Here is a 24,494-nt window from a genome sequence, read left to right on the forward strand (position 1 = left end):
CGCGTCACCGGTGTCGAGGTCGTCGGACATTTCGCCAAGACCATGGCCCTCGGTCAGCGCCGTGCGCGAACGCGCAGCCGCTACGGTCGTTCCTTCCGGGAGTCGTACTGCCGGCACTGCCCGGTGAACGTGGCGCCGAGTTCGGCACCGAGGATCGAGGCGGTGAGTTCCTTCGCGGGAATTCCCTGCACGCCATCCGGGTCGCGGTACACCTGGAGCGCCAGCCCGTCCGTGACCGCGGCGAGACGCACGGCCGCCGGCCATGGGTCCAGGTCGGGTTCGACTTCGCCGCACTCCTTGCCGTTGCGCACCGCCCGGGCGATGTCCGCGCGCAGCGCTCTGGCAGTCTCGATGTCGACCTCAGCGAGCGCAGGGACATCCAAAGCTCGCCCGGCGAAGGCACGCATCACGCGGAACTCGGTGCGCCGGGTCGCGTCGAGCGGAAGCAGTTCGGCCATCCCCGCTGCCAGCACCCTGGCGATGGGCCGACGGTGTTCGATGCCCGCCTGGATGCGTTTGTCGATCCGGTGCCGGACACGGGTGCTGACGTGGTGGAAGGCGTGCAACAGCATCTCGTCCTTGGTGCGGAAGTAGTGCTGTACCAGACCCACTGAGATGCCCGCCGTCGCAGCCGTGCGGGCGACGGTCACCGCGTCGAAGCCGTTGTTGGAGATGAGTTCGCACACCGCCACGGCGATCTGACGTCTGCGTTCTTCATGATCCGCTGTCCTCGGCACTTGATAACCGTATCAAAGTACGGTAAAAACCGTACGGCTATACGGTATAGCCATACGGTTATCGCGAGGAGTGCCCATGCCCGTACCTCTCACCAGACCCCCCTTCCGCCCCAGACCCACCCCTCCATCCGCCTCCGGCCCCAAGCCGCTACACCTGCGCACCACCGCCATGAGCGCCACCCTGTTGCTCCTCGCATCGCTGACCGCCACCCCACGAACAGCCTCAGCACAACCAGCCCATGCCGACCGGCCGGCAGCACACGCCACATACGACAAACTCGACAACTTCGTGCGCACCCGCATGACGGCTACCGACACCCCAGGACTCTCCTACGCCGTCGTAGGGCCCAACGGACCGCTCCACCAACGGTCATGGGGCACCGACGGAAACGGCCGACGCGTCACCGCGAAAACCCCGTTCCTATGGGGCTCGGTCGCCAAACCCGCCACAGCCACCGCCGTCATGACACTCGCCCAGTCCGGCCGACTCCGCCTCGACGACCGGGTCATCGACCACCTCCCAAGCTTCCGCTTCGGCGGCACAAAACACGCCTCACAGGTCACCGTCCAACACCTGCTGAACCAGACCGCCGGACTCCCGGAGACGAAAACCTCCAAGATCACCGACTGCCTCGACACCCATTGCCCCGACCCGGCGCGACGCATAGCCGACCTCAAAGGCATCAAGCCACTCGGCCCACCCGGCGCGCGCTACCAGTACGCCAGCGCCAACTACCTCGTCCTGACCGCACTCGTCGAAGCCGTCACCAAACGCCCCTACGCCCAATACCTACGGCGCGCCGTACTCCAACCGGCCGGCATGAAGAACGCGATCACCGACGCCGCCTCGGCCCGCGAGCGCGCGCTGCCTCCCGGACACCAGCTCCTGTGGGGCATCCCCTCCGCGATCGCGGACGGCATCGACAACGACGGCGCGGGCTACGGCTATCTCGGCGGCGACCTGCATGACCTTGCGGCCTTCGCCTCGTTCCAACTCCGCGCCGGCAAGACCACCGACGGCAAGGCCGTCCTGACCCCCGAGTCCGTACGCCTCATGCGCGAAGAAGGCAGACTGCGGCCGAGCGGAAACCCCACAGGGTACGGCCTCGGCTGGCGCATCGGCGGACTGGACGCGCCCCTTGACAAAGCCGTCTGGCACACGGGCGCCACGCCCGGCTACTCGGCGATGCTGTTCCTCCTACCCGAACAGAACACCGCCCTCGTCGTCCAACAGAACCTGCACGGACTCCTCCACGATCCGGCAGTCATGGAGGTCGGCTTCGGAGCCACCAGAATCCTCGCCGGCAGCGAACCAGCCGAAGCCGCCACGGCGCTCCCATACCACACCGCCGTGTGGACCACCACAGGCTCGGCCCTGCTACTGCTCGCAGCCACGATCCGCTCCCTCGCCCTGCTGCGGCGACAGCGTGTGTACTCGTCCCGGACACGCCTCGCCGTCATGACCACGGCCTGGTGTGCGGTCGGCGCGTTGCCGGGCATCGCACTGTTGGCCCTGGCCCACTCGATGAGCGCCCGCCAACTCCTGAACTGGGTGCCCGACTCCTTCCTCGCCCTGTGCGCCGCAGCCACCGCCGGCGCCCTGACCATCTTCGTCCGGCTCACCCTCGCACTACGGGACCTCGTGCGGGGGCGCGGCGGGACGGGGGCCCGGGCGCGACCGCTGAATGACAGTCAGGCACCAACTGGGAGCCCCTCGACCGGCGGCCACCGCAAGGAGTAGCACAGCTCAAACCCTGCAGGAGGAATGCGCTCGGTGCGGCACTGCCTGAACGGAAGGTGACCTCTCGGTCCGCTGCCATGTGGTGAGCTCGACCACGCTGGGCTGCGTATTTCCCGCCTACAAGTCGACGCGGGTGATGGATTGCAAGAAGGCCCCGGCAGCGGTCGCACATGCCTGGCTGATCCAGACAAAGCTGCCCAACCACCCGGGCTCCAAGAGTGCGGGCAAGCCGATGCAGTACCTGCCTGAGTCCGGTACGGCCGGCTGGGTCCCGCAGGACAGTCGGGAGATGATTTGTCCGAAGGACCCGGACAAGCCCAGTTGGGCTGGTAAGTATGCAACCCGGATACCACCACGCTGCCGGAGTTCAGCGCGAAGGATAAGCCGTCGTGTGACGAGTTCTCTTACGCCTCCACCTACAACAGCGCCGGCAGGCCGGACAGGTTCGGCGGTCTGAACCCGGTCGCCTCCGGCGACGAATGCCCGCAGACCTACGCCACCCGCTACAAGGCGGGGGTGTGGAAGCTGTACGACGACACCCGCCATGCCGCGCCGACGTACAAGGAGGTCTGCGGACGGTCCTCGATGTCCTCGTGGATGGTTCCGCGTCGATGGCCGGCTTCTCCAGCGGGTTCTCGAGCAAGCAGCGTCTGCTGGACAAGGACGAGTACTGGGTGGCATTCCCGGAGTTCGCGCGCTGCGGCACTGAGGACAAGCGGACCTGCAGCGTCCCGAAGCCGTTACGCCCCGCATAGAGGAGTGATCGGCTGACGAATGACCGGCTGGGGCAGGAACACCAGATGTCCCTTCGACTGCTCGGCCACCGAGTGGTCGCGGGTGGGCACCAGGGTGCCGTCGACGATGAGGGGCGGTGTCCCTGCGGAACCGGCTCCGCTGCCGGAGTGCCAACAGCGGACCGAGGTGGTCAATGATGCGGTCTGCGGTCGACTTGGAGATGCCGAACAGCGGCGCCAGCTGGCGCATCGTCAAGTTTGTGCGCCAGTAGGCCGTGACCAGCAGGACGCGATCCGCCAGTGACAGACTCCTGGGCCGGCCGCGCGGTCGATCTGCGGCCTGCTCACGTCGTACCGCGGCTACCAACTTGCCGAAGCAGCGCGGGCTCAATCCCGTAAAGGGACCTATCCAGGACGGCACCGACGCCGTGATCACTCCAGTCACACCGTGATCTTTCAGCCGTGGCGAGCGGTCGGTGAGGGGCCGGATTGACCTCGGCTGAGCATGCTGCCGTGGGGGGCGACAGAATCAACATCACGTTGATAAAACTCGACGTCGTGTAGACTTTTTGAGTGAGGGGGCAGTCCAGCTCCTCGCGCGACCTTTCTGGAGGAGCAGTGCAGCAGCAGAAGTGGCTCATCACCGGCGTCAGCACGGGCCTCGGACGTGCCTTCGCCCAGGCCGCCCTGACCGCCGGGCACACCGTCGTCGGCACGGTCCGCTCCGAGGAGGACCTGCGGGCCTTCCAAGAGCTCAAACCCGGGTACGCTCACGGCCGCATCCTGGATGTGACCGACGACGCCGCCGTCTCGAGTGTGATAACGGAGGTGGAGCAGAGCGTCGGCCCTCTGGATGTCGTCGTCGCCAACGCGGGCTACGGCCTGGAGGGCACCTTCGAGGAGACGCCGCTGGCCGACGTGCGGCGGCAGTTCGAGGTCAACGTATTCGGGACAGTGGCCACGCTGCAGGCGGCGTTGCCCCACATGCGCCGGCGCCGCCGCGGACACCTGATGGCCGTCACCTCCATGGGCGGGCTGATGGCCGTGCCCGGCATGTCCGCCTACTGCGGCAGCAAGTTCGCCCTGGAAGGCATCCTTGAGGCACTGGGCAAGGAGGTCGCACAGTTCGGGATCCACGTGACGGCGATCGAGCCCGGGTCCTTCCGCACCGACTGGGCCGGACGGTCCATGACACGCACCGCGCGGTCCATCGACGACTACGACGACCTGTTCACCCCCATCCGTGAAGCGCGACAGAAGGCCAGCGGGAACCAGTTGGGCAATCCGGCCAAGGCCGGGGACGCCGTCGTGCACATCGCGTCGGTCGACCAGCCGCCGGCCCACCTCGTCCTGGGCTCGGACGCGCTGCGACTGGTCACCGCTGCTCGCACGGCCGTGGACGAGGGCATTCGCGCATGGGAGACACTCTCCCGTACCACCGACTTCGCCGAGGGTGCTCAGCTCTGATGCCCGGCCACCACCCCGCGCGGAGCCGACGCACCACCGAACGCAAGGGTGACGTCCGAGAGCGGGCCATCCTCGACACCTGCGAAGCCCTGCTGGCGCAACAGGGCTATGACGCCATGACCGTCGGCGACATCGCGCAGGGTGCCGGCATCACACGGGGCGCCCTGTACTTCTACTTCGGCTCAAAGCAAGAAGTGGTCACAGCGCTCGTGGCCCGGACCGTCGAGCACCTGTGGGAGCGGTCCCGGGCCACCGCACAGACCGAGGAGCCACGCCAGGCCATCGCAGCAGCCATGCGGCGCACGGTCGAGCTGTGGAACGAGCACGGCCTGGTCATGCGCACGGCGATCGATCTGTCGTTGACCGTGCCAGAGATCGGTGAACTCTGGCGCCACACAGCTGACTTGTTCATCACGGCGATCACCTCCGTCCTGGAACGAGCCGGTGTCGAGGCCGGCACCGAACCGCAGCAGGCGTCGGCGATGGCACGCGCCCTGTGCTGGATGATCGAGCGGACCTTTTACCACGCCTCGCAAGAGTCCCGCCAAGACTTGCAAAAGGCATCCTCGACCTGCGAACACATCTGGCTGATCAGCGCCGGCCTGATCACCTGACGCATCCGGCGTGGACAGTGAGGCGCGAAACCGATCAGGGTGCGAGACCTGGAACGTCACTTACGGGACAGCTCTTAGGCGGTGTCCAGCGCCGACAGCCGTCGGGTGATCCGGTCGAACAGCTCCGTCAGCGGCTCGCCGACGTCCCGGCCGAACTCGGTCAGCCCGTACGTGACCTGCGGCGGCGTCGTCGGCTCGACCTTCCGCCAGACCAGGCCGTCCTCGACCAGTACGCGCAGGGTCTGGGCCAGCATCTTCTCGCTGATGCCCTGGATGCTCTCGCGCAGCTCGTAGAACCGGAGGTCGTTGCGCTGCAGGGAGATCAGCACCCAGACGCCCCACCTGCTGGTCACGTGGTCGACCATGTCGCGCGCCAGGCAGTCGGTGTGAAACACGTCATACCGCTTGCCGGTCTCGACCCGTCTGCGCTGCACGCCTTCCGTCATGTCATGAGCTTACCTTCAGGTATGTACTTACCGAAAGTTCGTCTCCGCTCCTAGCGTGAACGCCCTCAGAGCACATCCGACAAGGAGCTGATCATGATCGTGGTAACCGGGGCGACCGGGAACATCGGCCGGCCGCTGACGCGGGCGCTGGCGGAGGCGGGCGAGCAGGTGACGGCGGTGTCCCGGCACCCGGCGGCGGTACCGGGTGGCGTCCGCCACCGGGTGGCCGACCTCGCCGAGCCGGCCGGCCTGCGGCCCGCGCTGGCGGGGGCGAAGTCGCTGTTCCTGCTGCTCTCCGGCGATCTGCACGCCGTCGGTGCCGACCCCGCCGACATCGTCGGCGAGGCCGCGGACAGCGGGATCCGCCGCATCGTCCTGCTCTCCACGCTCGGCGTGGTGACCAGGCCCTTCGGGACGACGCGGATCGCGATGCGTGCGCTGGAGGACACGGTGCGGGAGTCCGGCCTGGAGTGGGCCGTGCTGCGGCCGGGCGGCTTCGCCTCCAACGCCCTGTGGTGGGCCGAGTCCGTCCGCGCGCGACGGGTCGTCGCAGCGCCCTTCGGCGACGTCGGAGTGCCGGTCGTCGACCCGGCGGACATCGCCGCGGTGGCGGCGGCCTGCCTGCTGGAGGACCGCTACACCGGCGGCGTGTACGAGCTGACCGGCCCCGAGGTGATCACTCCGCGCGGGCAGACGGAGGCCCTCGCGGCAGCGCTGGGCTCGCCCGTGGCCTTCCACGAGCTGACCCGCGACGAGGCCAGAGCCGCCATGGCCCAGAGCATGCCGACGGAACTCGCCGACGACACCCTGGACATCCTCGGCAATCCGAGCCCGGCGGAACTGCGCGTCAGCCCGGACGTCGAGCGCGTCCTCGGCCGCGCCCCGCGCCCCTTCGCCGACTGGGCCGCCCGCAACGTCACCGCGTTCCGCTGAGACCGGCGGCGCCGGGTGGTCCGAGGACTTGTCCAGCCGATCATGTGACTACTCCGCTGTCGTGTCGTTGATGTGGACATGGGGCGGGGTGATCTGACTGATGCCGAGCAGGAACGGCTGCGGCCGTTCCTGCCGGCCAGCAACTGTCGTTGTGGCCGGTGGCGGGACCACCGGCAGGTGATCGACGGGATTCTGCACCGGGTGCGGACCGGCGTGCAGTGGCGTGACCTGCCCGAACGGTTCGGCCCGTGGAAGACGGCCCATGAACGCCACCGCCTGTGGCCGGCCGACGGGGCCTGGGACCGCCTGCTCCAGCAAGTCCGGGCCGAGGCTGACGCGGCATCCGAGATCGCCTCGGACATCTCGGTCGGCTCCACCATCGTGCGGGCACATCAGCACGCCGCCGGTGCCCGCACCGATTCACCGCCGGCTCCCGCCTCGAGGGGGACGCAGCGGCACAACACCAGGGGCGAAACGGCGTGGCAGAGCCTCGTCGCCCGCCTGGTGGAGGTCGTGCAGGAGGTGAGGGCCTGGGCCGCTCGCGGGGCGGGCTGACCACCATGCTCCACCTGAGTGCGGACGGACGCTGCCGCCCGCTGTCCCCGGGACGCATCCGACGTGAAGGAGGTGATGTGTCCTGTTTGGGGCGCGGGGCATTTCCCCTCCACGGTCATCGAGGCCGGCAGCCGGTTGACGTCTGCCACCGCCGGTGGTCGCAGCCAGCGTGTCGTTTGGCCGACTTCGTCGGGGGTCTCAGTGGCGTGCGAGGAAGTCGGTGATGAGCTTCAGCCATTGCTGCGGGCGTTCTGCGAATGGCAGGTGTCCGGTGGGCAGTTCGGCGATTTCGGCTGTGGAGATTCGGATGGCGAGGTGGCGCTGCAGGGCGGGGGAGATGAGGGGGTCCTCGGTGGTGATGACGGCAAGGGTCGGCACTGCGATTCCGGCGAGGTCGGCGCGTACGTCGATGCGGCGGACCAGGTCGACGTGGTCTCCGGTACCGGGCGGGATCTCGGATGCGAGTTGCTCGGCGGAGTCTTGGATCTGGGCGGGGGTGTGGGTGTTCAGGGTGTTCTCGCTGGAGGCCATCAGGTTCAGGTAGCCGGCCAGCAGGGTGTGCTGACCGGACTCGTGGAGCTGCTGCCAGATGGAGGCGGCCAGGTCGGTGCGGGTGTCGGCGTAGGCGAATGTGGCGCTGAGGATGAGCGCGGTGACCCGCTCGGGGTGGCGTGAGGCGAGGCGGATGGCGACGGGCCCACCGAGCGAGTAGCCGCTGACCGCGAACGTCTCGAGCCCTTCGGCGTCTGCAGCGGCCACCATCTGATCCGCCAACTCGTCCGCGTCCAAGGGCGTCCGGGACTGCGGCGTCTTGCCGGCGCCCGGGAAGTCGACTCCGACGACGGTGTGCTGTGCGGCCAGTCCGTCCAGGATCGGCCCGTAGTTGGCTTCGATCCCGCCGCCGGCGCCGTGGGCGAGGAGGAGGCCGGGGCCGGAGCCCCGGGTGGTGCGGGCGAGGCCGGTGAGCAGGGGTGCGGTGGTCACGGGTGATCCCTTTCGAAGAAGCAGGCAGGCGTAGTGGCGCGAACGCATCTTTAGTGATCACTAAAGTGCGACGTCCCGGACAGTAGCAGAAACCTTTAGTGGTCGCTATGGCTGCGGTAGGGTGTGCTTCGTGAGCAGTGAGCAGAGCCCCGCGCAGACCGGGCCCGGCCGGGCCCGGCGCGCTTTCGACCGCGACGAAGCCCTGGCCGTCGCGCTCCATGAGTTCTGGACGCACGGATACGACACGACCTCGATCGCCTCCCTCACCAAGGCGATGGGCATCAATCCGCCGAGCCTGTACGCCGCCTTCGGTGACAAGAAACGGCTGTTCGACGAGGCCGTCGGGCTGTACACGCGTAGCTACGCCGCAGGCCCGCCACAGGGCCCCGACGCCCGCACCGCCATCACTCGGATGCTCCGTCACCTCGCCGCCGACTACACCGACCCCAACCACCCGCCGGGCTGCCTGATCATCACCGGAGCGACCAACTGCGCACCCGGCTCACAGGACGTGAAGAACAAGCTGCGCGCCATGCGCGAGGAGTCCAAGGCGGCCATCGCCGCCTGCATCCGCACAGACCTCGACGCAGGACGCCTTCCGGCCGACACGGACACCGACGGCCTGGCAGCCTTCTACGCGGCGGTCATCCAAGGGATGAACCAACAGGCGTGGGACGGAGCCGGACGCGAGACGCTGGATCGCATCGTCGACTCGGCGATGGCCGCGTGGCCGGTGGCGGGAAGCCCGTCGGACGCGACACCGCCGGCCTGCACGGGCCCGGCCGAAGGGCCCGGATCAGCGGCATGACAGCTCCCTGCCGCAGAAGCCACTGCGGATCTGCCCGTACGGCGCAGCCATGGTCACGTTGGCCGCGGCCCTGCTCGCGATCCAGGCCCTGCGCGACAAGCTCGACCGGGGGCGTCCTCCCAGTACAGGACGGCCGGCCCCTGGGGGATGGGCCGCCCGGACGGGGTCCGGGTCGGAAACAGGTGCTCGAGCCAGTACTGCGGGGCGCTCGCCCCTCCCACCGACAGCAACCTGCAATCGGCCCAGTCCTCGACGCTCACCGACTCACGCCGTGCGAACGGATGGGAGCTTGCCACGAGCAGGGCCCGCGGTTCGCGGACCAGTAACCGGACCAAGGGTCAGGGCGGGTCCGTTCACCGGCCGTTCGGTCACCTGGACATCGACCTGGCCCGCTCGCAGCGGACCGAGCGGATCGAACAGCTGGATCTGCTGAAGGCGGACTTCCACACCGGGGTGGTGCCGCGTGTAGCTCGAACACGAAAGGCGCGCGCTGAGCATCGTCATCGGTGCGAACACCGTCGGCATCGCTCTCGGCGCGCCCCTGACCTCGCTGGTCGGCACGACCCTGGGCTGACGGGCGACGATCATCGGCGCCGTACTCGTCGCTGCGATCTGCGCGGTCCTGCCCATGCTGACCGTGCCTCCGCTACGGGCCCGCTTGCGGCCTCTGCCTCGTGACCCGTTGGCCGAACCGGCGTGCCATGAAGCCTCGGTGCCCCGCTGGGCGCCGTACGATCCGGCCATACGTATGGGTGGCTCCGCTGTCGGGGGATTCGTCCCTCGCTGCTGACATCAGCCGTGGCAGTGTGCTGGACAACCAGCAGGGCCCAAGGCCGGCGTCGGACCGAGGAATGCCATGGACCACTTCCTCCGCTTCACCTCCGTCGAGTTCATCCGTCGTGTGTTCTCAGCGGTCCCGCGCTCGCGCCTTGAGCAGGTTCTTCTGGCCGTGACGGCCGCCACCCTGGCAGCCGGTGGGACCGCCTGGCTCGTCGGCGCCCGCGGTACCGCCGACCTGTGCTGGGGCCTGGGGACGGCAGCGGCCATCGGGCCCGCCTCGGCGTGGGTGGTGAGCGCGCTGCGGCAGCACCGCGCCGGGGTGGACCTGATCGCCGTACTCGCTCTCGGCGGAACGCTGGTCGTAGGTGAGTACCTGGCCGGGGCCTTGATCGCGCTGATGCTCGCCACCGGGCGCACATTGGAGGCGGCGGCACAGCGGCGGGCCTCCCACGATCTGCGGGCGCTCCTGGAGCACGCGCCGCGCTCCGCCCGCCGCCGTATCGGCAGCGACGTGCGCACGGTGCCGCTGGCCGAGGTCGCCGTCGGTGATGTGCTCGTCGTCGGCCCCGGAGAGGTGGTTCCCGTTGACGGCCGCGTGGTCGGCTCAACCGCCGTACTCGACGAGTCGGTACTCACCGGGGAGCCCCTGGCCGTGGAGCGCGCGGCGGGTCGCGCGGTGCGCAGTGGCGCGGTCAATGCCGGCGGCGCCTTCGACCTGCGGGCCACCGCCACCGCGCAGGACAGCACCTACGCGGGGATCGTGCGGTTGGCCCGCGAGGCCGGGGCGGAGTCCGCTCCGGTCGTCCGGCTGGCCGATCGCTACGCGGCATGGTTCCTGCCGCTGTCCCTGGCGGCAGCGGGGCTGGCCTGGCTGATCAGCGGTTCCGCGGTACGGGCAGTGGCGGTTCTGGTGGTGGCCACCCCGTGCCCGCTGCTTCTCGCGGCGCCGGTGGCTGTCGTCTCCGGCCTGTCGCGGGCCTCCCGCCTGGGTGTGGTGATCCGCGACGGCGGCGCGCTGGAGAACCTCGGCCGGGCCCGCACCCTGCTGCTCGACAAGACCGGCACCCTGACCAGCGGTCGCCCGCACGCCCTCGACGTCGTTGCCGCACCCGGCTGGAAACCCGCTGAGGTGCTGAGGCTGGCAGCCTCGCTCGACCAGTACTCCCCGCACGTCCTCGCGCGGGCGATCGTCGATGCGGCCCGCGATCGCGGACTGGAACTGTCGCCGCCCACGGACGTGACCGAGGAACCCGGACGGGGCGCCACCGCAACTCTCGACGGCCACCGCATGTCCGTCGGCCGCCTTGAGACCCGATCCGACAAGCCCAACTGGGCACGAGCGGCCGACAACCGGGCGCTCCTGGACGGGGCGGCCGTCGCCTGGCTCACTGTCGACGGCAGTCCCGTCGGCGCTGTCCTGCTTCGTGACCCTCTGCGCCGGGACGCGCCGCGGACGCTGCGCCGACTCCGCACAACGGGCATCGGGCGGCTGACGCTGCTCACCGGCGACCGGCCGGAACCGGCCCGCGAGATCGCGGCAGTCCTCGGCCTGGACGACGTGCAGGCCGAGCTCACTCCGGCCGACAAGGTCGCCGCCGTACGTGCCGAACGCGGGCGCGCGGTCACAGTCATGGTGGGCGACGGTGTGAACGACGCCCCGGCGCTCGCAGCGGCGGACGTCGGCGTGGCGATGGGGGCCCGCGGCTCCACCGCGTCCTCCGAGGCCGCTGACGTCGTCCTGACCACCGACCGCGTGGACCGCCTCGCCGACGCCGTCGCCATCGCCGTACGAGCACGCCGCATCGCCGTGCAGAGCGCGCTCGGCGGCATGCTGATGTCCCTCGCCGCCATGGCGGCAGCCGCCGTGGGCCTGCTACCGCCCGCCGTCGGTGCTCTGCTTCAGGAGGGGATCGATGTCGCGGTCATCCTCAACGCCCTGCGTGCGCTGCGCCTCGACCAGGCTGCGCGCCCCGCCCTCCAGCCCGCAACGGAAGCGCTCGTCCACCGTTTCGCGGCCGAACACGAGGACCTCCAGGACGTCCTCGAAGCCGTACGGGATGCCGCCGACCAGCTGTCGGACAGCTCGGGCCCGAAGGCGCTCGCGGCAGTGGGCGAGGCGCACCGGCTGGTCACCGAACGGCTCCTGCCGCATGAACACGCCGAAGAGCACCAGCTCTACCCCGCCCTCGCGCCCACTCTGGGCGGTCCTGAAGCGACCGCCACGATGAGTCGTGCCCACACGGAGATCGAGCGTCTCGCCCGGCGCATCGCCACCCATCTGCGACTGGTCGCAACCGAGGGTGACCTGGCGCTGGAGCAGCTCGATGATCTGCGCGCCTGCCTGTACGGGCTGCACAGCGTGCTGCGCCTGCACTTCGCACAGGAGGAAGAGACCTACTTCTCCCTCGCCCCGTGAGGCAGCTGCTTGTCTGGGCGGTCGGCGATGTCGGGTGCGTTGTTCGGCGATGGGCTGTCGTCGGCCGTCGTCGGCATGTGCGTCTTTGCTGCGGTTCCCCAGGGCACACGGCTGATGTGTGGCTCACAGGCAACGGCGACCTGACCAGGGGAGGGCCGCTGCCCGTCGGCCCGCCCGCACCCTGCGGCAGGGTGCGGGCCCCTCGATGCACCAACATCACTCAAGGAATACCCCCACCCGTATTCCTGTTATGGTGAGACGTAATACCCCCCTGGGTACTCCCTCCTGGGTACTCTGATGAGAGGAGGCACAGCCGGTGTTCTTCATCGACACCCTGGAAGTTCAAGGCCTGGGCAACCGCAGCTACCTGGCCGGGGGCTCCACGGCTGCCGTGGCGGTGGACCCGCCCCGCGACATCGACCGGATCATGGCTGCGGCCGCGCGGCGCGGTGTGCGCATCGCCTTCGTTGCCGAGACCCACCTGCACAACGACTACGTCACCGGCGGCCTGGAGCTGGCTCGCGTCAGCGGCGCCCGATACCTGGTGCCGACGGGCGCTTCGGTCTCGTTCGAACACACCCCCGTCGACGACGGTGACACCATCACCCTGGACGAGGGGCTGGCGCTGCGTGCGGTGGCCACTCCCGGTCACACTCCGCACCACACCTCGTACGTGCTGGAACAGGACGGTCAGGCGATGGCTGCCTTCACCGGCGGGTCACTGCTGATCGGCACGGTCGGGCGGCCGGACCTGGTCGAGCCCAGGCTCACCGAGCAACTGGCCCGCGCCCAGCACGCCTCCGCACACCGGCTGGCCGACCAGTTGGAAGACGAGGTGCAGGTGCTGCCCACCCACGGCTTCGGCAGCTTCTGCTCCAGCTCCCAGGCCGAGGGGGACACCACCACCATCGGCGCGGAGCGCAGGGCGAACGAGGCGCTGGTCAAGGACGCGGACACATTTATCGCCGACATGCTCGCCGGACTGGACGACGTGCCCGCGTACTACACCCACATGGGGCCGGTCAACGCCGCCGGGCCCGCCCCCGTCGACCTCACGCCACCCCGTCAGGCGGACGCCGAGCAGATCTCCGAGCGGCTCGCCGCCGGGGAGTGGGTGGTCGATCTGCGTAACCGCGTCGCCTTCGCCGAGGGGCATGTGGCCGGGGCGCTCAACTTCGAGGGGGAGGGCAAGTTGGCCACCTACCTCGCGTGGTTGATCCCGTGGGGCAAGCCCGTCACGCTGCTGGCCGAAACTCCCGAGCAGGTTGCCGACGCGCAACGGGAGCTGACCCGGGTGGGTATCGACCGGCCGGCCGCTGCCGCCACCGGCGAACCGGACGACTGGGTCCGGGACGACTCCCAGCTCGTCTCTTTTCCCCGGGCCCGTTTCGCGGACCTGGCCGACGCGCGTGAGAGCGGCAAGGACCTGGTCGTGCTGGACGTGAGGCGCGACTCGGAGCGCGCGAGCGGTTTCCTCGACGGCTCGGTCCACATTCCCATCCACGAGCTGCCCGACCGTATCGGTGAGGTGCCGTCCGGTCAGGTGTGGGTCCACTGCGCCGGCGGGATGCGCGCGGCGATCGCCGCCTCCCTCCTGGACGCTGTCGGCCGCGAGGTGATCGCCGTCGATGACGGCGTCGATGCCGCCTCCGACGCCGGGCTCACCCTCACCCGTCCTCAGGACATCGACTGAAGCACCCACTCACAGCACTCACCCGGAGTGATCGCGCCTTGTTCTCCCTGCCTTCCTCTCTCCGTCTTCTCCGTCGCAGCCCCGGCCGTCTCAGCCCTGCGCAGGCTCACCGGCACCTGCGTGACGAGCAGGCGGTGCTGCTCGATGTCCGCGAGATGTCGGAGTGGCGGTCCGGGCACGCCCCCGGCGCGCTGCACCTGCCGCTGAGCCGCCTGCGGGCCGGGTCGCCTCTTCCAGCGGCTGCGCACGGCAAACCGATCCTGGTCATCTGCCGCTCCGGCCACCGTTCGCAGCAGGCCGCCGAGCTGCTGGCCGCCCGGGGCGTCGAGGCGCGTGACATCGCGGGCGGCATGATCGCGTGGGCGCGGGAGGGCCTTCCGGTCGCCGATGAGAGCAGCGGTTCCATAGCGTGAGTGCCCTGGTTCTTGCCCTTGTCGCCGGTGGCGTGGTCGGGCTGGCGCTCGGTGCGCTGGGCGGGGGCGGCAGCGTGCTGGCGGTGCCTGCTCTGATCTACCTGCTGGGCTTCACCCCGGCCGCAGCCACCACCGCGAGTCTCATCATCGTCACCGTCACCTCGCTCACCGCTCTCTACGCCCACAGCCGTGCGGGAAACGTACGGTGGAAAACCGGTGCGTTGTTCGCCGCAGCGGGTCTTGTGCCCGCTGCGGCAGCCGGTGCCGCAGCGAACCGCCTGCCACAGCCGGTCATGACGGCCGCGTTCGCCGCCGTCGCCGCCTTCGCCGCCGTCGAGATGTTGCGCTCCCGGCGCATCTCCACCGACGGGGGATCGCAGCCCGTGCGGCCGGCCAAAGCCGCCGGCGCCGGGGCCGGGCTGGGCGCCCTGACCGGGCTGCTCGGGGTGGGCGGCGGCTTCCTCGCCGTTCCTGCTCTGGTCACGGTTCTGGCCTTCGAGATGCAGGCCGCCATCGGCACCAGCCTGCTGGTCATCTCGACGAACTCACTTGCTTCCCTCGCCACCCGCGGGGCCACCCTGGCGGGACTGGAATGGGCGGTGATCGCGCCATTCACCGGGGCGGCGATCCTGGGCGCCTGGGACGGCAGGAAGATGGCGAGCAGGATCTCCGGTACGTTGCTGCAACGTACGTTCGCCGTCGTGCTGCTGGCCGTGGCCGCCTTCATGCTCATCGACGCCGTGACATGATGTCGCACCCGTGGATGCGGCCGCAGGAGCCGGTCAGGCAAGGGACAAGAACAACTTCTCCAGACGGGCCCGCATCTCCTCCCGGTCACCGGGGGCGGAGCCCTCCGCGTCCGTCATGCAGTGCTGAAGGCCGGTGGCGATGATCGCGAACCCCGCCTTGTCCAGAGCCCGGGAGGCTGCCGCCAACTGGGTCACCACTTCCTCGCAATCCCGCCCCTCTTCGATCATCTTGATCACCCCGGCGATCTGGCCCTGCGCTCTACGCAGCCGGTTGACCGCCTTCTTCAGTTCCTCGGCCGCCATCGTCAGTTCCACCGCAACTCCTTCTCCTTCATATATACCCCTGCGGGTATCCTACCCGGAGGGGAACCTCCGATGAGAAATGGAAAGATCCACGTGACCGCCACCACCGCCCTCACTCCCGAGCAGGCCCACGCCCGCCTGGACAAGCTGACCGTGATCGATGTGCGCACGCCGGGGGAGTACGCCTCCGGGCATCTGCCCGGCGCCCACAACGTCCCCCTCGACCACCTGGATGCGGCACTCGACGCACTCAAGGCGGCAGCCGGCCGTTGCGACCTGCTCATGGTGTGCGCCTCTGGTGCCCGCTCCGCGCAGGCCTCCCAGCGCCTGACCGAACACGGCGTCACCGCCGCTACGCTCACCGGCGGCACAGCTGCCTGGAGCCGGCTCGGCCACACCCTCCACCACCCCGCGGACACCCCCGCCGTCTGGGCCATGGAGCGCCAGGTCCGCCTCGCCGCAGGAGCACTGGTCCTCACCGGACTGCTCGCCGCCCGCCGCTGGCCGAGGACCCGCTGGATATCCGCAGGCGTCGCCGGCGGACTGGTCTTCTCCGCTCTCACCGACACCTGCGGCATGGCCCGTGTCCTGGCCAAGCTTCCCCACAACCGGCCCCGGGCCACCGACCTGGCAGCCACTCTTGCCGCGCTGAGCGACTGACGCCGGCCGGGGCGGCACACCTGCCGAACGCCTTCACCGACGACCATGAGTGCGAGATGGCTGGGCTCGCACGGGTCGGGTCACCGCCGGCCCACGGCAGTGTCGGCGAACACATCCGGCGGCCTTTTCGCGGGAAGGATCCGTCTCCGGGCCGGTCCTCGGCGGCTGACTGCTACCCGGCCATGACACACGGCCCGTGTCGTCTTCTCCGGTAACGATGGGCGAGTAACTTCTGCCTGAGAGCGCAGGCCCTGTTGAAGCTCGGGCAACGGCTGGAGTCGCATGTCCGGCGGAGCGTCGTACCGCAACGGACGTCGCTGGATGGCCACGCACAAGAATCGCCGTGGTCCCGTCGGTCGATTCGAGAGGCTGAAGACGGACGACTGGCTTGGAGGGCGATGAGCGCCGAATGGTCGTGGGTGTACGAAGGATACGACCCGGCTGAGGAGCGCCTGCGCGAAGCGCTGTGCACGCTGGGGAACGGATATTTCGCCACCCGCGGAGCGTCACCCGAGTCCGTTGCGGACGACCACCACTACCCCGGCACCTACGCGGCCGGTTGCTACGACCGGCTGCCATCGGTGGTGGCGGGGCATCAGGTGGAGAACGAGGACATGGTCAATCTCCCGAACTGGCTGCCCCTGCGCTTCCGCACCCGGGACGCAGACGGCGGAGCCTCGGACTGGTGGTCGCCGGACCAGCCTGGCCTGTTGAGGTACCGGCAGTCTCTCGACCTGAAGGGAGGCAGCCTGGCGAGAGACCTTCTGCGGGAGGACGCGGCCGGGCGCCGCCTGCGGGTCAGACAGCAGCGTCTCGTACATATGGGCGATTCGCATCTTGCTGCTCTGCGCACCACATTCACCGCCGAGAACTGGTCCGGCGAGTTGGAGATCGAGGCGGAACTGGACGCCACCGTCACCAACAGCGGCGTGGCACGGTACCGGGAGCTGGAGGGCAGGCACCTGACGTCACTCGAAGCCGGTGAGGCCGGTGGCGACGTGGTGTGGGTCCGCTGCCGCACGCGGAACTCGCGCATCACGGTGGCGCAGGCGGCGCGGCTGTGGTGTTCGGCGGGGGAGGGCTTGGTCCAGCCCGGGCCGAAGAGCGACGGCCGGGCCCGTCAACGGCTCCGTCTGCCTCTTCGCTCCGGAGTGAGCGTTCACGTGGACAAGACGGTGGCGATGTTCATGTCCGGAGACCGGGGGATCAGCGAACCCCTCGGCGCCGCCACCGAGGCGGTGGGCCGTGCCGCGGGCTTCCCGGAACTCCTGGTCTCCCACCGCCGGGCGTGGCGGCACCTGTGGCAGCGGGCGCATCTGGACGTTCCGGGTACGACGGGGCGCATCCTGCGGCTCCATCTCTTCCACATCCTCCAGACGCTCTCCCCGCACACCGCGGGTCTCGATGTCGGTGTACCGGCCCGTGGGCTGCACGGAGAGGCGTACCGGGGGCATGTCTTCTGGGACGAGCTGTTCGTTCTCCCCTACTTCGACCTGCACTTTCCCGAGGTCTCCAAGGCGCTGCTCAACTACCGCCACCGACGGCTGCCCGCGGCGCGTCGCAACGCGAGCGAGGCCGGGCACACCGGTGCCATGTTCCCGTGGCAGAGCGGCAGTGATGGCCGCGAAGAAACGCAGACCCTGCATCTCAACCCGCGCTCACACCGCTGGCTGCCCGACAGATCGCGGTTGCAGCACCATGTGGGCTCGGCGATCGCGTACAACGTCTGGCGGTACACCGAAAACACCGGGGACCGGGAGTTTCTCCACACCAACGGTGCGGAGATGCTGCTGGAGATCGCCAGGTTCTGGTCCGGACTGGCCGAGTACGACCCCGAGTACGCGCGGTACCGCATCCGGGGAGTGATGGGCCCCGACGAATACCACGAGGCGTACCCCGGCTCCGACCGGCCGGGGATCGATGACAACGCGTACACCAATGTGACGGCTTCCTGGGTACTCACCCGGGCTCTGGAGTTGGTTGGCGAGCTCCCGCAGCCGCGAAGAGACCACCTCTTCGCTGACATGGCGCTCACCGCGGAAGAGCTGGAGCGTTGGGAGGACGTTTCCAGGCGCTTGCGTGTCCCCTTCCACCGCGGCGTCATCGACCAGTTCGACGGCTACCACGCGCTGGCCGAGCTGGACTGGGAGCGGTATCGCACCCGCTACGGGGAGGTCCGCCGGCTCGACCGCCTCCTGGAGGCCGAGGGGGACGACGTCAATCGCTATCGAGTCTCCAAACAGGCAGATGCCCTGATGCTCGGCTACCTCTTCTCGCCTACGGAGCTGGCTGCGGTCTTCCACCGGCTGGGGTACCGCCTCGACGACGAGACGTGGGACCGTACGGTGGACTTCTACCTTCCCCGTACCAGTCACGGCTCAACGCTCAGCGGCCTGGTGCACGGCTGGCTGCTGTCGCGCGAACGCCGCCCCGATGCGTGGCGCTACATGCAGGAAGCGCTGGTGGGGGATGTAGCCGACGTCCAGGGTGGGATGACGCCCGAAGGGATCCACCTGGGAGCCATGGGCGGCACGCTGGACCTCGTGCAGCGAGGGCTGGCCGGACTGGAAGTCCGGGACAACACACTCCACGTCGACCCGGCGCCCGTCCCGGAGCTGTGCACGTACGGCTTCTCCGTCCGCTTCCGCGAACACTGGGGAGTGAATGTCCAGATCCGTGGTGACACCCTGAAAGTAGGCCTCCCGCTGTCGGAGAGATCGCCTCTGCGCTTCTCCGTACGCGGCCGTGCCGTGACCGTGTTGCCGGGCGAGAGTCGCACCATCAGCCTAGGAAGCTCGGCCGGGAGCTGACTGGTCGGCCCCTGTCAGCAACCGCGCCCGCACCTGCGGTACGCCTATGTGTGCGGGACAACGGCTACCGGAGGGGTGGCGTGATGCAAGGCGGCCTGGGTGACCGGCCCCAGACGTGGGCCGAGCGCCGGGCGCCGGACGCGCCTGCCGACCACCAGCAACGAGGCCTCGTGGGCCCATTCGATCGCATGCCGTCCGGCATTCCCCGGCACCGCCTGCTCATCCACCGCCACCTGTGGGTACTTCTCGCGCCACGGCAGGAGCGCTGTCGAGAGCAGGCGGTGTTCCCGTTTCCCCAGCTCGGAGCGCTGATGCTGGTCGATCAAGTGTGGACCGTAGGTGAAGACGGGGGGCAGCTTCCACACATGGACCGCGCGCAGTTCCACGCCACGCAGCGCGGCGGCTTCGAAGGCGAACTGCAGAACCGCCCTGCTCGGCTGGACGAGGTCGAGCCCTACGACGACCGGGCCCGTGGAGGGCTGCTCCGGCAGTGACCGCTCCTCCCGCACCTCCTCGTCCTCGTATGAGGCACGCACCAGGACCACCGGTCTCTCGGCCCGCGCTGTGACCTCCTGACCGACCGAGCCCAGGAGGAACCCGCTCGTCCGGCTCAACGCCCGGGAGCCGAGTACCAGCAGGTCGGATTCCTCACTCTGGTCGATCAGTACGTCTGCGGGGACGCCGGGCACATTCAGCTGCTCCACCTGAAGATCGGGATGGTGTTCCTCCATCCGGAGTGCGGCTCGCCGAGGAACGTGCTCGATCCATTCGTGCTCCTTGTCCGGATCGGTGCCCAGCGTGTGGGGCCGCCAGCGCCAGACGTGTACCAGCCGCAGGGGAAGGCCTCGCAGCTGGGCCTCCAGAGCCGCCCAGTCGACGGCTGCCTGGCTCTGCGCCGACCCGTCGAAACCCACCGTGATGGTGCCCGTCATCCGCGCCTCAGCCTCCGTCCGTGCCGCTCCGACCCTGTCCGCCCACATTCCGTCCCACATGAAGGAGTGAACCCGCTGATGGCTCTGCCTGCACGATGTGGCCGCGGTGGCCGCCGTAGAGCCGAGGGGGCACGCTGGAGGAGGGGGCAGGAGGTGAGCGATGCCAGCGACGGCCATCAACGAGGAGACGGTGACGGAGCTGATCGGCGACGCGGTGGCGGCTCCGTCCATGCACAACGCCCAGCCGTGGCGATTCCTCTACCACCGCCGGGACCGGTCCATCGATCTGTACGCGGACCCGCTGCGGGCGATGCCGACAGCCGACCCGGAGGGCAGAGCGCTGCGGATCGGCTGCGGAGCCGCGCTGCTCAACCTGCGGGTCGCCGCCTGGCAGGCCGGGCTGCGTCCCGACGTCACGGTCTCCGGAGCCTCGGACGACGCCGGTCCTGTGGCCACCGTGCGGCTGGCCGAGGCGGCGCCGCGGGAGATCGACCACGATCTCGCGGGGCTTCACGAGATGATCGGGAAGCGGCACACCAGCCGGTACCCGTTCGCCGACGAGCCGCTCCCCGAACGGCTGCGGCAGCGTCTGATCGCGCAGGCGGAGGCCGAAGGCGCGTCGCTGAGCTTTCCCGCGGGATGGCATCTGTCGCTGATCCTCGACGTCATCGAGGAGGCGGAGTCCGAGTCGGAGTACACCGGAGATCCGGATGAGCAGCGCTGGGTCCGTACCGGTACCGCGGAGTCGGACACTGCCAGGGACGGCATTCCCGAGTACAGCCTCGGAGCGCGGAAGCGGGAGGGGCGGGCCCCGGTACGCGACTTCGCCCGCGGCCACGCGGCCACCGACCGGGGCTCGGCTGCCTTCGAGCGTATGCCGCAGCTGGCCGTCGTATCGACACATGACGACGACCCCGAGCAGTGGCTGGCCGCCGGGCAGGCAATGGAACGTGTCCTGCTGCTGGCCACTCGGGAAGGGGTGGCCAGCTCCTTCGCCACCCAGGCCCTGGAACGGTCTCATCTGCGCTGGCTGCTGCGCGATCCGGTCCGCGGTGCCGGCCCCGTCCAGATGATTCTTCGCCTCGGCTACGGGCCGATGGGAGCCCGTGCTCCGCGCCGTGCCGTACGGGATGTCCTGGAGATCATTCCTTGACCCTTCGCGGTGGCCGCTGATCCTGGAGGCGCTCGGTGGAACTTCCCGTGGTGGTGGGCGTCGACGGTTCCGAGCCCGGCATGGAAGCCGTGGACTGGGCCGTGGACGAGGCCGCACTGCGTGGTGTCCAGCTGCGCGTTCTTCACGCGTCGTTGTGGCAACGCTTCGAGCACTACGCGAGCGTCGCTTCGCCGACAGAGGCGGAGCAGCCACCCGAATGGGTGCTGGCGGAACGTATTCTCGCTGCCGCCCAGCAGCGAGCGGCCCGGCGACAACCCGAGGTGCACGTCACCGGCCAGGTCCACGGCAGCGATCCGGTGGACATGCTCGTGCGGGCCGGTGAGCGAGCGGCAATGGTGGTGACCGGTGCGCGCGGGCGCGGGCCGGTGAGAGAAACGCTGCTCGGCTCGGTCGGTCTCGGGACCGCGGGACGCGCAACGTGTCCGACGGTCGTCGTCCGCGACGGTGCCCGTACGCCTCAGCGAGCGGGAACGGTCGTACTCGGTGTGGGTGCCAGGAGCCAGGGAGCGCCAGCCGTCTCCTTCGCTTGCCAGGAGGCCGAGGAACGAGGCTGGGATCTCCTGTGTGTGCGTGCGTTGGGACGGAGCACCGGCTCGGAGAAGGCAGCGGAACGTGCACAGGCCGAGGAACTGCTGAGCGCGATCCTGCCGTCGTCGGCCCCGGTGAACGTGCGCACTGCTCTTGTGGAAGGGAACGCCTGGCACGTTCTCCTGGAGGCGGCCCAGGACGCCGGACTACTGGTGGTCGGGGCGCGCAGACGTCAGGGCGTCTTCGGCTTGGAGCTCGGCCTGGTCAATCACGCGGCGCTCATGTACGCGCAGTGCCCCGTCGCGGTGGTGCCGAGGCGATGACAGCGAGAGGAGGCTCCGACGGATGAGCCACAGAAGAGTGCGGGACCTGATGACCCGGCCTGCGGTGTGTGTACACACCGGCACGGGGCTCAAGGACGCGGCCCGGCTGCTGGACGAGCATGACATCAGCGCGTTGCCCGTGACCGACGACGATGACCGCCCGCTGGGGGTGGTTTCCGAAGGGGACCTGCTGCGGGCGCAGGCAGAGCTGCCGGAGCCGGCGGGCCTGCTGCCCACTGTGCGGCGGAGACAAGGCAGGCGGGCCGGGGCCGGGGAGGGCAACGGTACGGCGGGCGGCCTGATGACGAGTCCGGCTGTGGTCGCCAGTCCGGAATGGACGGTGGTGGAGGCCGCTCGGACCATGCAGGCACACGATGTGAAGCGGCTGCCCGTGGTGGGCGAAACGGGCCGGGTGATCGGTGTGCTGAGCCGCGCCGACCTGCTGCGCGTCTTCCTCCGCAAGGACAGCGCCATCGAGGACGAGGTCGTCGACGAGGTGCTCGGTAGAGAACTCGGCTTGTCGCGAGCCCAGGTGACGGTCAACGTCGCCGACGGAGTGGTGAGACTGCACGGAAAGATCGGCGACGAGGACTCGCTGTCACTGATCGAACGGCTTTGCCGGAACGTCGACGGAGTGGTCGACGTCCAACTCGATCTCTCGATGGCCGGTGGTCCCGGCAGGGCCGCTTAGACGAACCATCGTGCCGTGGAAGCTTCGGAAACAGGCGTCACTCCCGATCAGGAGGTAGTGGGATATGGCTCATGTCGTCACGGCGGGACTCGACGGAACGCCGGAAAGCGCAGCCGCGGCCCATTGGGCTGCTCGCGATGCCATGGAAAGGCACTGCTCGCTGCAACTCGCGCACATACGCGTCGCGGAAAGCGCCCTGGACCGGATGGTGGTACCGGAAGAGGACGATGCGACACGGCAACGGGCCGAACAGCTTGTCGGTGACGTGACTGCTGTGCTGGCCGAGCGGTTCCCGGATCTCGCCGTGACCACGGAAGTGACAGTGGGAGAGCCGGCATGGGCGCTGACGGAGTTGTCGAAGACGTCGGATCTGTTGGTCATCGGGTCACGAGGGCTCAGCACCCTCGGAGGGTTCCTGGTCGGATCCGTCGCTCTGCCCACTGTCGCGCATACGCAGTGTCCCGTCGTTCTCGTTCGGGCCGAGGCTGAGCCCGCGCAATCGAGGGACGATGTCGGGGACCGGGAAAGCGGAGCAGACGCAGCACCGAAAATCGTGCTCGGCGTGGAGACCGGTCACCCCCGCGAGGAGTTGTTCGCCTTCGCTTTCGAGACGGCACAACGTAAGTCGATGGCGCTGGAGATCCGGCACGGCTGGGAGCCGCCCCCCGTCTACGGTTCCCGCCCCATGCCCCTGGCTGCCATGGCATTGGAGGACGTGTTGGACGAACGCGCCGACGCGCTGGCGAAGATGGCGCAGCCGTGGCGCGAGAAATATCCGGGCGTGGAAGTGGATGCGCGGGCAGTGCTCGAACAACCCGCGTCGATGTTGGTGAAAGCCGCCGAGGACGCCTCCTTGCTGGTGGTCGGCAGACGGCACCGCTCCCACCGACTCGGCGCCCACGTGGGGCCGGTCGCGCATGCGGCCATGCACCATTCCCGCACCCCTGTCGCGATCGTCCCGCACAGCTGACCCTTTCAGTACGGCTGGACAGCGGGAATCTTGAAGAGGGGTCCCGTCGGGCTCGCCGCATCCTGGATGGAGAGCCAGTCACCTGCCCCCTGCCCTTAGACAGCCGGGCGTGCCAACAGCGGTCCCGGACCACCGGCCTTCGGGTCGGTCCTCCGGCCGTGCACCACAACCACCGAGCAGTGGGCGTGCTGGACAGCGGCGTTGCTGACCGAGCCCAGACGGAGACCGGCGAAGCCGCCCTTGCCCCTGCGCCCGAGCACGAGAAGCCGCGCCGAACGGCTCGCCTCGATCAGTGCCTGCCGCGCCCGCTCCCGCACCGTTCGACGCTCGACCGAGACCTGGGGGTAGCGCTCGCACCACCCCGAAAGCGCTTGAGCCAGCAGCCGCTCTTCGCCTTCCTTGAGCTGTCCGGGGGCCCGCGCGTACCTCAGTGACGGATCGTCCGGAGGCGAGGGCGGCACGCTCCACTCCGACCAGGCGTGCAGAGCCAGGAGAGGCTCGGCGCACGCCGCCGCCTCGGCGAAGGCGAAAGCCGTCGCGGCCTCCGCCTCGGCAGAACCGTCGAGACCCACGACGACGGGGGCGGAAGAGGCGGACGGCTCACGGGCCACCATCACGGGGCCCTCGGCATGCGTCACCAGATGCCTGGCGACCGAGCCGAGCAGACCACTGGCGATACCGCTGGTCCCATTGCTGCCGACGACTGTCATCAGCGCCTCCCGCGACAGCTCGGTGAGGACCGTCCGCGGGTCGCCCATCGACAGCGTGGTGCCGACTTCGACCTCCGGCGCGACGGACCGTGCGGCCGTCTCTGCCTCGGCCAGCACGCGCTCCCCGCCCTCCCGCAGAGCTTTCTCCCCGGCTTCGCTCAGCACAGAGGCAAATCCGGGAGGCGGCACCCAGTTGACGGTGTGCACGATCCGCAGACTCGAACCGTGGCACGCGGCTTCCCGGGCGGCCTGCTCCACTGCGACCCCGGCCGGGGCCGAACCGTCCGCGCCCACGACTGTCTGCGGCAGTTGCACGTGATCCC

21 protein-coding genes and 2 pseudogenes are annotated in these 24,494 nt (G+C 69.4%); 16 read left to right on the forward strand and 7 right to left on the reverse strand.

What is annotated here, in order from left to right; all coding sequences use genetic code 11:
* Positions 1–80 precede the first annotated feature (80 nt).
* Complete coding sequence (locus tag KBY19_RS37485; protein ID WP_099876994.1) at positions 81–737, reverse strand: TetR/AcrR family transcriptional regulator; 657 nt, start codon at positions 735–737, stop codon at positions 81–83.
* A 76-nt stretch (positions 738–813) separates the two neighbouring features.
* Between KBY19_RS37485 and KBY19_RS10705 the strand changes: the two genes are divergently transcribed.
* Positions 814–2,478, forward strand: coding sequence for a serine hydrolase (locus KBY19_RS10705; protein WP_247690845.1), 1,665 nt, complete (start codon positions 814–816; stop codon positions 2,476–2,478).
* Between the two features lie 800 nt (positions 2,479–3,278).
* Here KBY19_RS10705 and KBY19_RS10710 read toward each other — a convergent pair.
* A pseudogene (locus KBY19_RS10710) lies at positions 3,279–3,657 on the reverse strand (transposase family protein); the annotation flags it as partial.
* 173 nt (positions 3,658–3,830) lie between these two features.
* On the opposite strand from KBY19_RS10710, the gene KBY19_RS10715 reads away from it, so the two are divergent.
* Both KBY19_RS10715 and KBY19_RS10720 read left to right on the forward strand, forming a co-directional pair.
* Positions 3,831–4,679, forward strand: coding sequence for an oxidoreductase (locus KBY19_RS10715; protein ID WP_210965656.1), 849 nt, complete (start codon positions 3,831–3,833; stop codon positions 4,677–4,679).
* Positions 4,679–5,293 carry a TetR/AcrR family transcriptional regulator gene (locus KBY19_RS10720; protein WP_185015938.1) on the forward strand — a complete coding sequence of 205 codons (615 nt, stop codon included), beginning with the start codon at positions 4,679–4,681 and terminating at the stop codon, positions 5,291–5,293. Before KBY19_RS10715 ends, KBY19_RS10720 begins: the two co-directional genes overlap by 1 nt.
* Before the next feature lie 74 nt (positions 5,294–5,367).
* Here KBY19_RS10720 and KBY19_RS10725 read toward each other — a convergent pair whose 3' ends face one another.
* Positions 5,368–5,739, reverse strand: a complete 372-nt coding sequence (locus tag KBY19_RS10725; protein WP_099876984.1) for a helix-turn-helix domain-containing protein — start codon at positions 5,737–5,739, stop codon at positions 5,368–5,370.
* A gap of 93 nt (positions 5,740–5,832) precedes the next feature.
* On the opposite strand from KBY19_RS10725, the gene KBY19_RS10730 reads away from it, so the two are divergent.
* On the forward strand, positions 5,833–6,672 hold the full coding sequence (locus KBY19_RS10730; RefSeq protein WP_099876981.1) for an SDR family oxidoreductase: 840 nt from the start codon (positions 5,833–5,835) through the stop codon (positions 6,670–6,672).
* Between the two features lie 78 nt (positions 6,673–6,750).
* Positions 6,751–7,274: pseudogene (locus KBY19_RS10735) on the forward strand (IS5 family transposase); the annotation flags it as partial.
* A 151-nt stretch (positions 7,275–7,425) separates the two neighbouring features.
* Here the strand turns inward: KBY19_RS10735 and KBY19_RS10740 are convergent.
* On the reverse strand, positions 7,426–8,211 hold the full coding sequence (locus KBY19_RS10740; RefSeq protein ID WP_307843488.1) for an alpha/beta fold hydrolase: 786 nt from the start codon (positions 8,209–8,211) through the stop codon (positions 7,426–7,428).
* Positions 8,212–8,341: 130 nt separating this feature from the next.
* On the opposite strand from KBY19_RS10740, the gene KBY19_RS10745 reads away from it, so the two are divergent.
* The 5 genes from KBY19_RS10745 to KBY19_RS10765 all read left to right on the forward strand — a co-directional run bounded on the left by KBY19_RS10745 (position 8,342) and on the right by KBY19_RS10765 (position 15,070).
* On the forward strand, positions 8,342–9,019 hold the full coding sequence (locus KBY19_RS10745; protein ID WP_099876972.1) for a TetR/AcrR family transcriptional regulator: 678 nt from the start codon (positions 8,342–8,344) through the stop codon (positions 9,017–9,019).
* Positions 9,020–9,875: 856 nt separating this feature from the next.
* Entirely contained in the window at positions 9,876–12,215 is a 2,340-nt protein-coding gene (locus KBY19_RS10750) for a heavy metal translocating P-type ATPase (RefSeq protein ID WP_210965658.1), read from the forward strand.
* 316 nt (positions 12,216–12,531) lie between these two features.
* Positions 12,532–13,908: a rhodanese-like domain-containing protein gene (locus KBY19_RS10755; RefSeq protein ID WP_099876965.1), complete on the forward strand. Its 1,377-nt coding sequence runs from the start codon at positions 12,532–12,534 to the stop codon at positions 13,906–13,908.
* 116 nt (positions 13,909–14,024) lie between these two features.
* Positions 14,025–14,321, forward strand: a complete 297-nt coding sequence (locus KBY19_RS10760; protein WP_247690852.1) for a rhodanese-like domain-containing protein — start codon at positions 14,025–14,027, stop codon at positions 14,319–14,321.
* Complete coding sequence (locus tag KBY19_RS10765) at positions 14,318–15,070, forward strand: sulfite exporter TauE/SafE family protein (protein ID WP_099876962.1); 753 nt, start codon at positions 14,318–14,320, stop codon at positions 15,068–15,070. Before KBY19_RS10760 ends, KBY19_RS10765 begins: the two co-directional genes overlap by 4 nt.
* A 33-nt stretch (positions 15,071–15,103) precedes the next feature.
* Here the strand turns inward: KBY19_RS10765 and KBY19_RS10770 are convergent, their stop codons facing one another.
* Positions 15,104–15,385, reverse strand: coding sequence for a metal-sensitive transcriptional regulator (locus KBY19_RS10770; protein ID WP_099876960.1), 282 nt, complete (start codon positions 15,383–15,385; stop codon positions 15,104–15,106).
* A gap of 81 nt (positions 15,386–15,466) precedes the next feature.
* On the opposite strand from KBY19_RS10770, the gene KBY19_RS10775 reads away from it, so the two are divergent.
* Both KBY19_RS10775 and KBY19_RS10780 read left to right on the forward strand, forming a co-directional pair.
* A complete protein-coding gene (locus KBY19_RS10775) occupies positions 15,467–16,033 on the forward strand; it encodes a rhodanese-like domain-containing protein (protein WP_099876957.1) in 567 nt (188 codons plus the stop codon).
* A gap of 398 nt (positions 16,034–16,431) precedes the next feature.
* Positions 16,432–18,843 carry a glycoside hydrolase family 65 protein gene (locus KBY19_RS10780; RefSeq protein ID WP_210965659.1) on the forward strand — a complete coding sequence of 804 codons (2,412 nt, stop codon included), beginning with the start codon at positions 16,432–16,434 and terminating at the stop codon, positions 18,841–18,843.
* Positions 18,844–18,887: 44 nt separating this feature from the next.
* Here the strand turns inward: KBY19_RS10780 and KBY19_RS10785 are convergent, their stop codons facing one another.
* Entirely contained in the window at positions 18,888–19,775 is an 888-nt protein-coding gene (locus KBY19_RS10785; RefSeq protein ID WP_099876951.1) for a universal stress protein, read from the reverse strand.
* A gap of 160 nt (positions 19,776–19,935) precedes the next feature.
* On the opposite strand from KBY19_RS10785, the gene KBY19_RS10790 reads away from it, so the two are divergent.
* From KBY19_RS10790 to KBY19_RS10805, 4 genes are all read left to right on the forward strand, one after another.
* A complete protein-coding gene (locus KBY19_RS10790; protein WP_099876948.1) occupies positions 19,936–20,928 on the forward strand; it encodes a nitroreductase family protein in 993 nt (330 codons plus the stop codon).
* Positions 20,929–20,963: 35 nt separating this feature from the next.
* Positions 20,964–21,800 (forward strand): universal stress protein, encoded by an 837-nt coding sequence (locus KBY19_RS10795; protein ID WP_210965660.1) that lies wholly within the window; start codon positions 20,964–20,966, stop codon positions 21,798–21,800.
* Positions 21,801–21,822: 22 nt separating this feature from the next.
* Positions 21,823–22,491, forward strand: coding sequence for a CBS domain-containing protein (locus KBY19_RS10800; protein WP_099876942.1), 669 nt, complete (start codon positions 21,823–21,825; stop codon positions 22,489–22,491).
* A gap of 64 nt (positions 22,492–22,555) precedes the next feature.
* Positions 22,556–23,461 carry a universal stress protein gene (locus KBY19_RS10805; RefSeq protein WP_185015930.1) on the forward strand — a complete coding sequence of 302 codons (906 nt, stop codon included), beginning with the start codon at positions 22,556–22,558 and terminating at the stop codon, positions 23,459–23,461.
* A gap of 95 nt (positions 23,462–23,556) precedes the next feature.
* Here the strand turns inward: KBY19_RS10805 and KBY19_RS10810 are convergent, their stop codons facing one another.
* Positions 23,557–24,486, reverse strand: coding sequence for a universal stress protein (locus KBY19_RS10810; RefSeq protein ID WP_099876933.1), 930 nt, complete (start codon positions 24,484–24,486; stop codon positions 23,557–23,559).
* Positions 24,487–24,494 lie beyond the last annotated feature (8 nt).

This window comes from Streptomyces sp. B15, assembly GCF_018070605.1.
GTDB lineage: Bacteria > Actinomycetota > Actinomycetes > Streptomycetales > Streptomycetaceae > Streptomyces > Streptomyces smyrnaeus.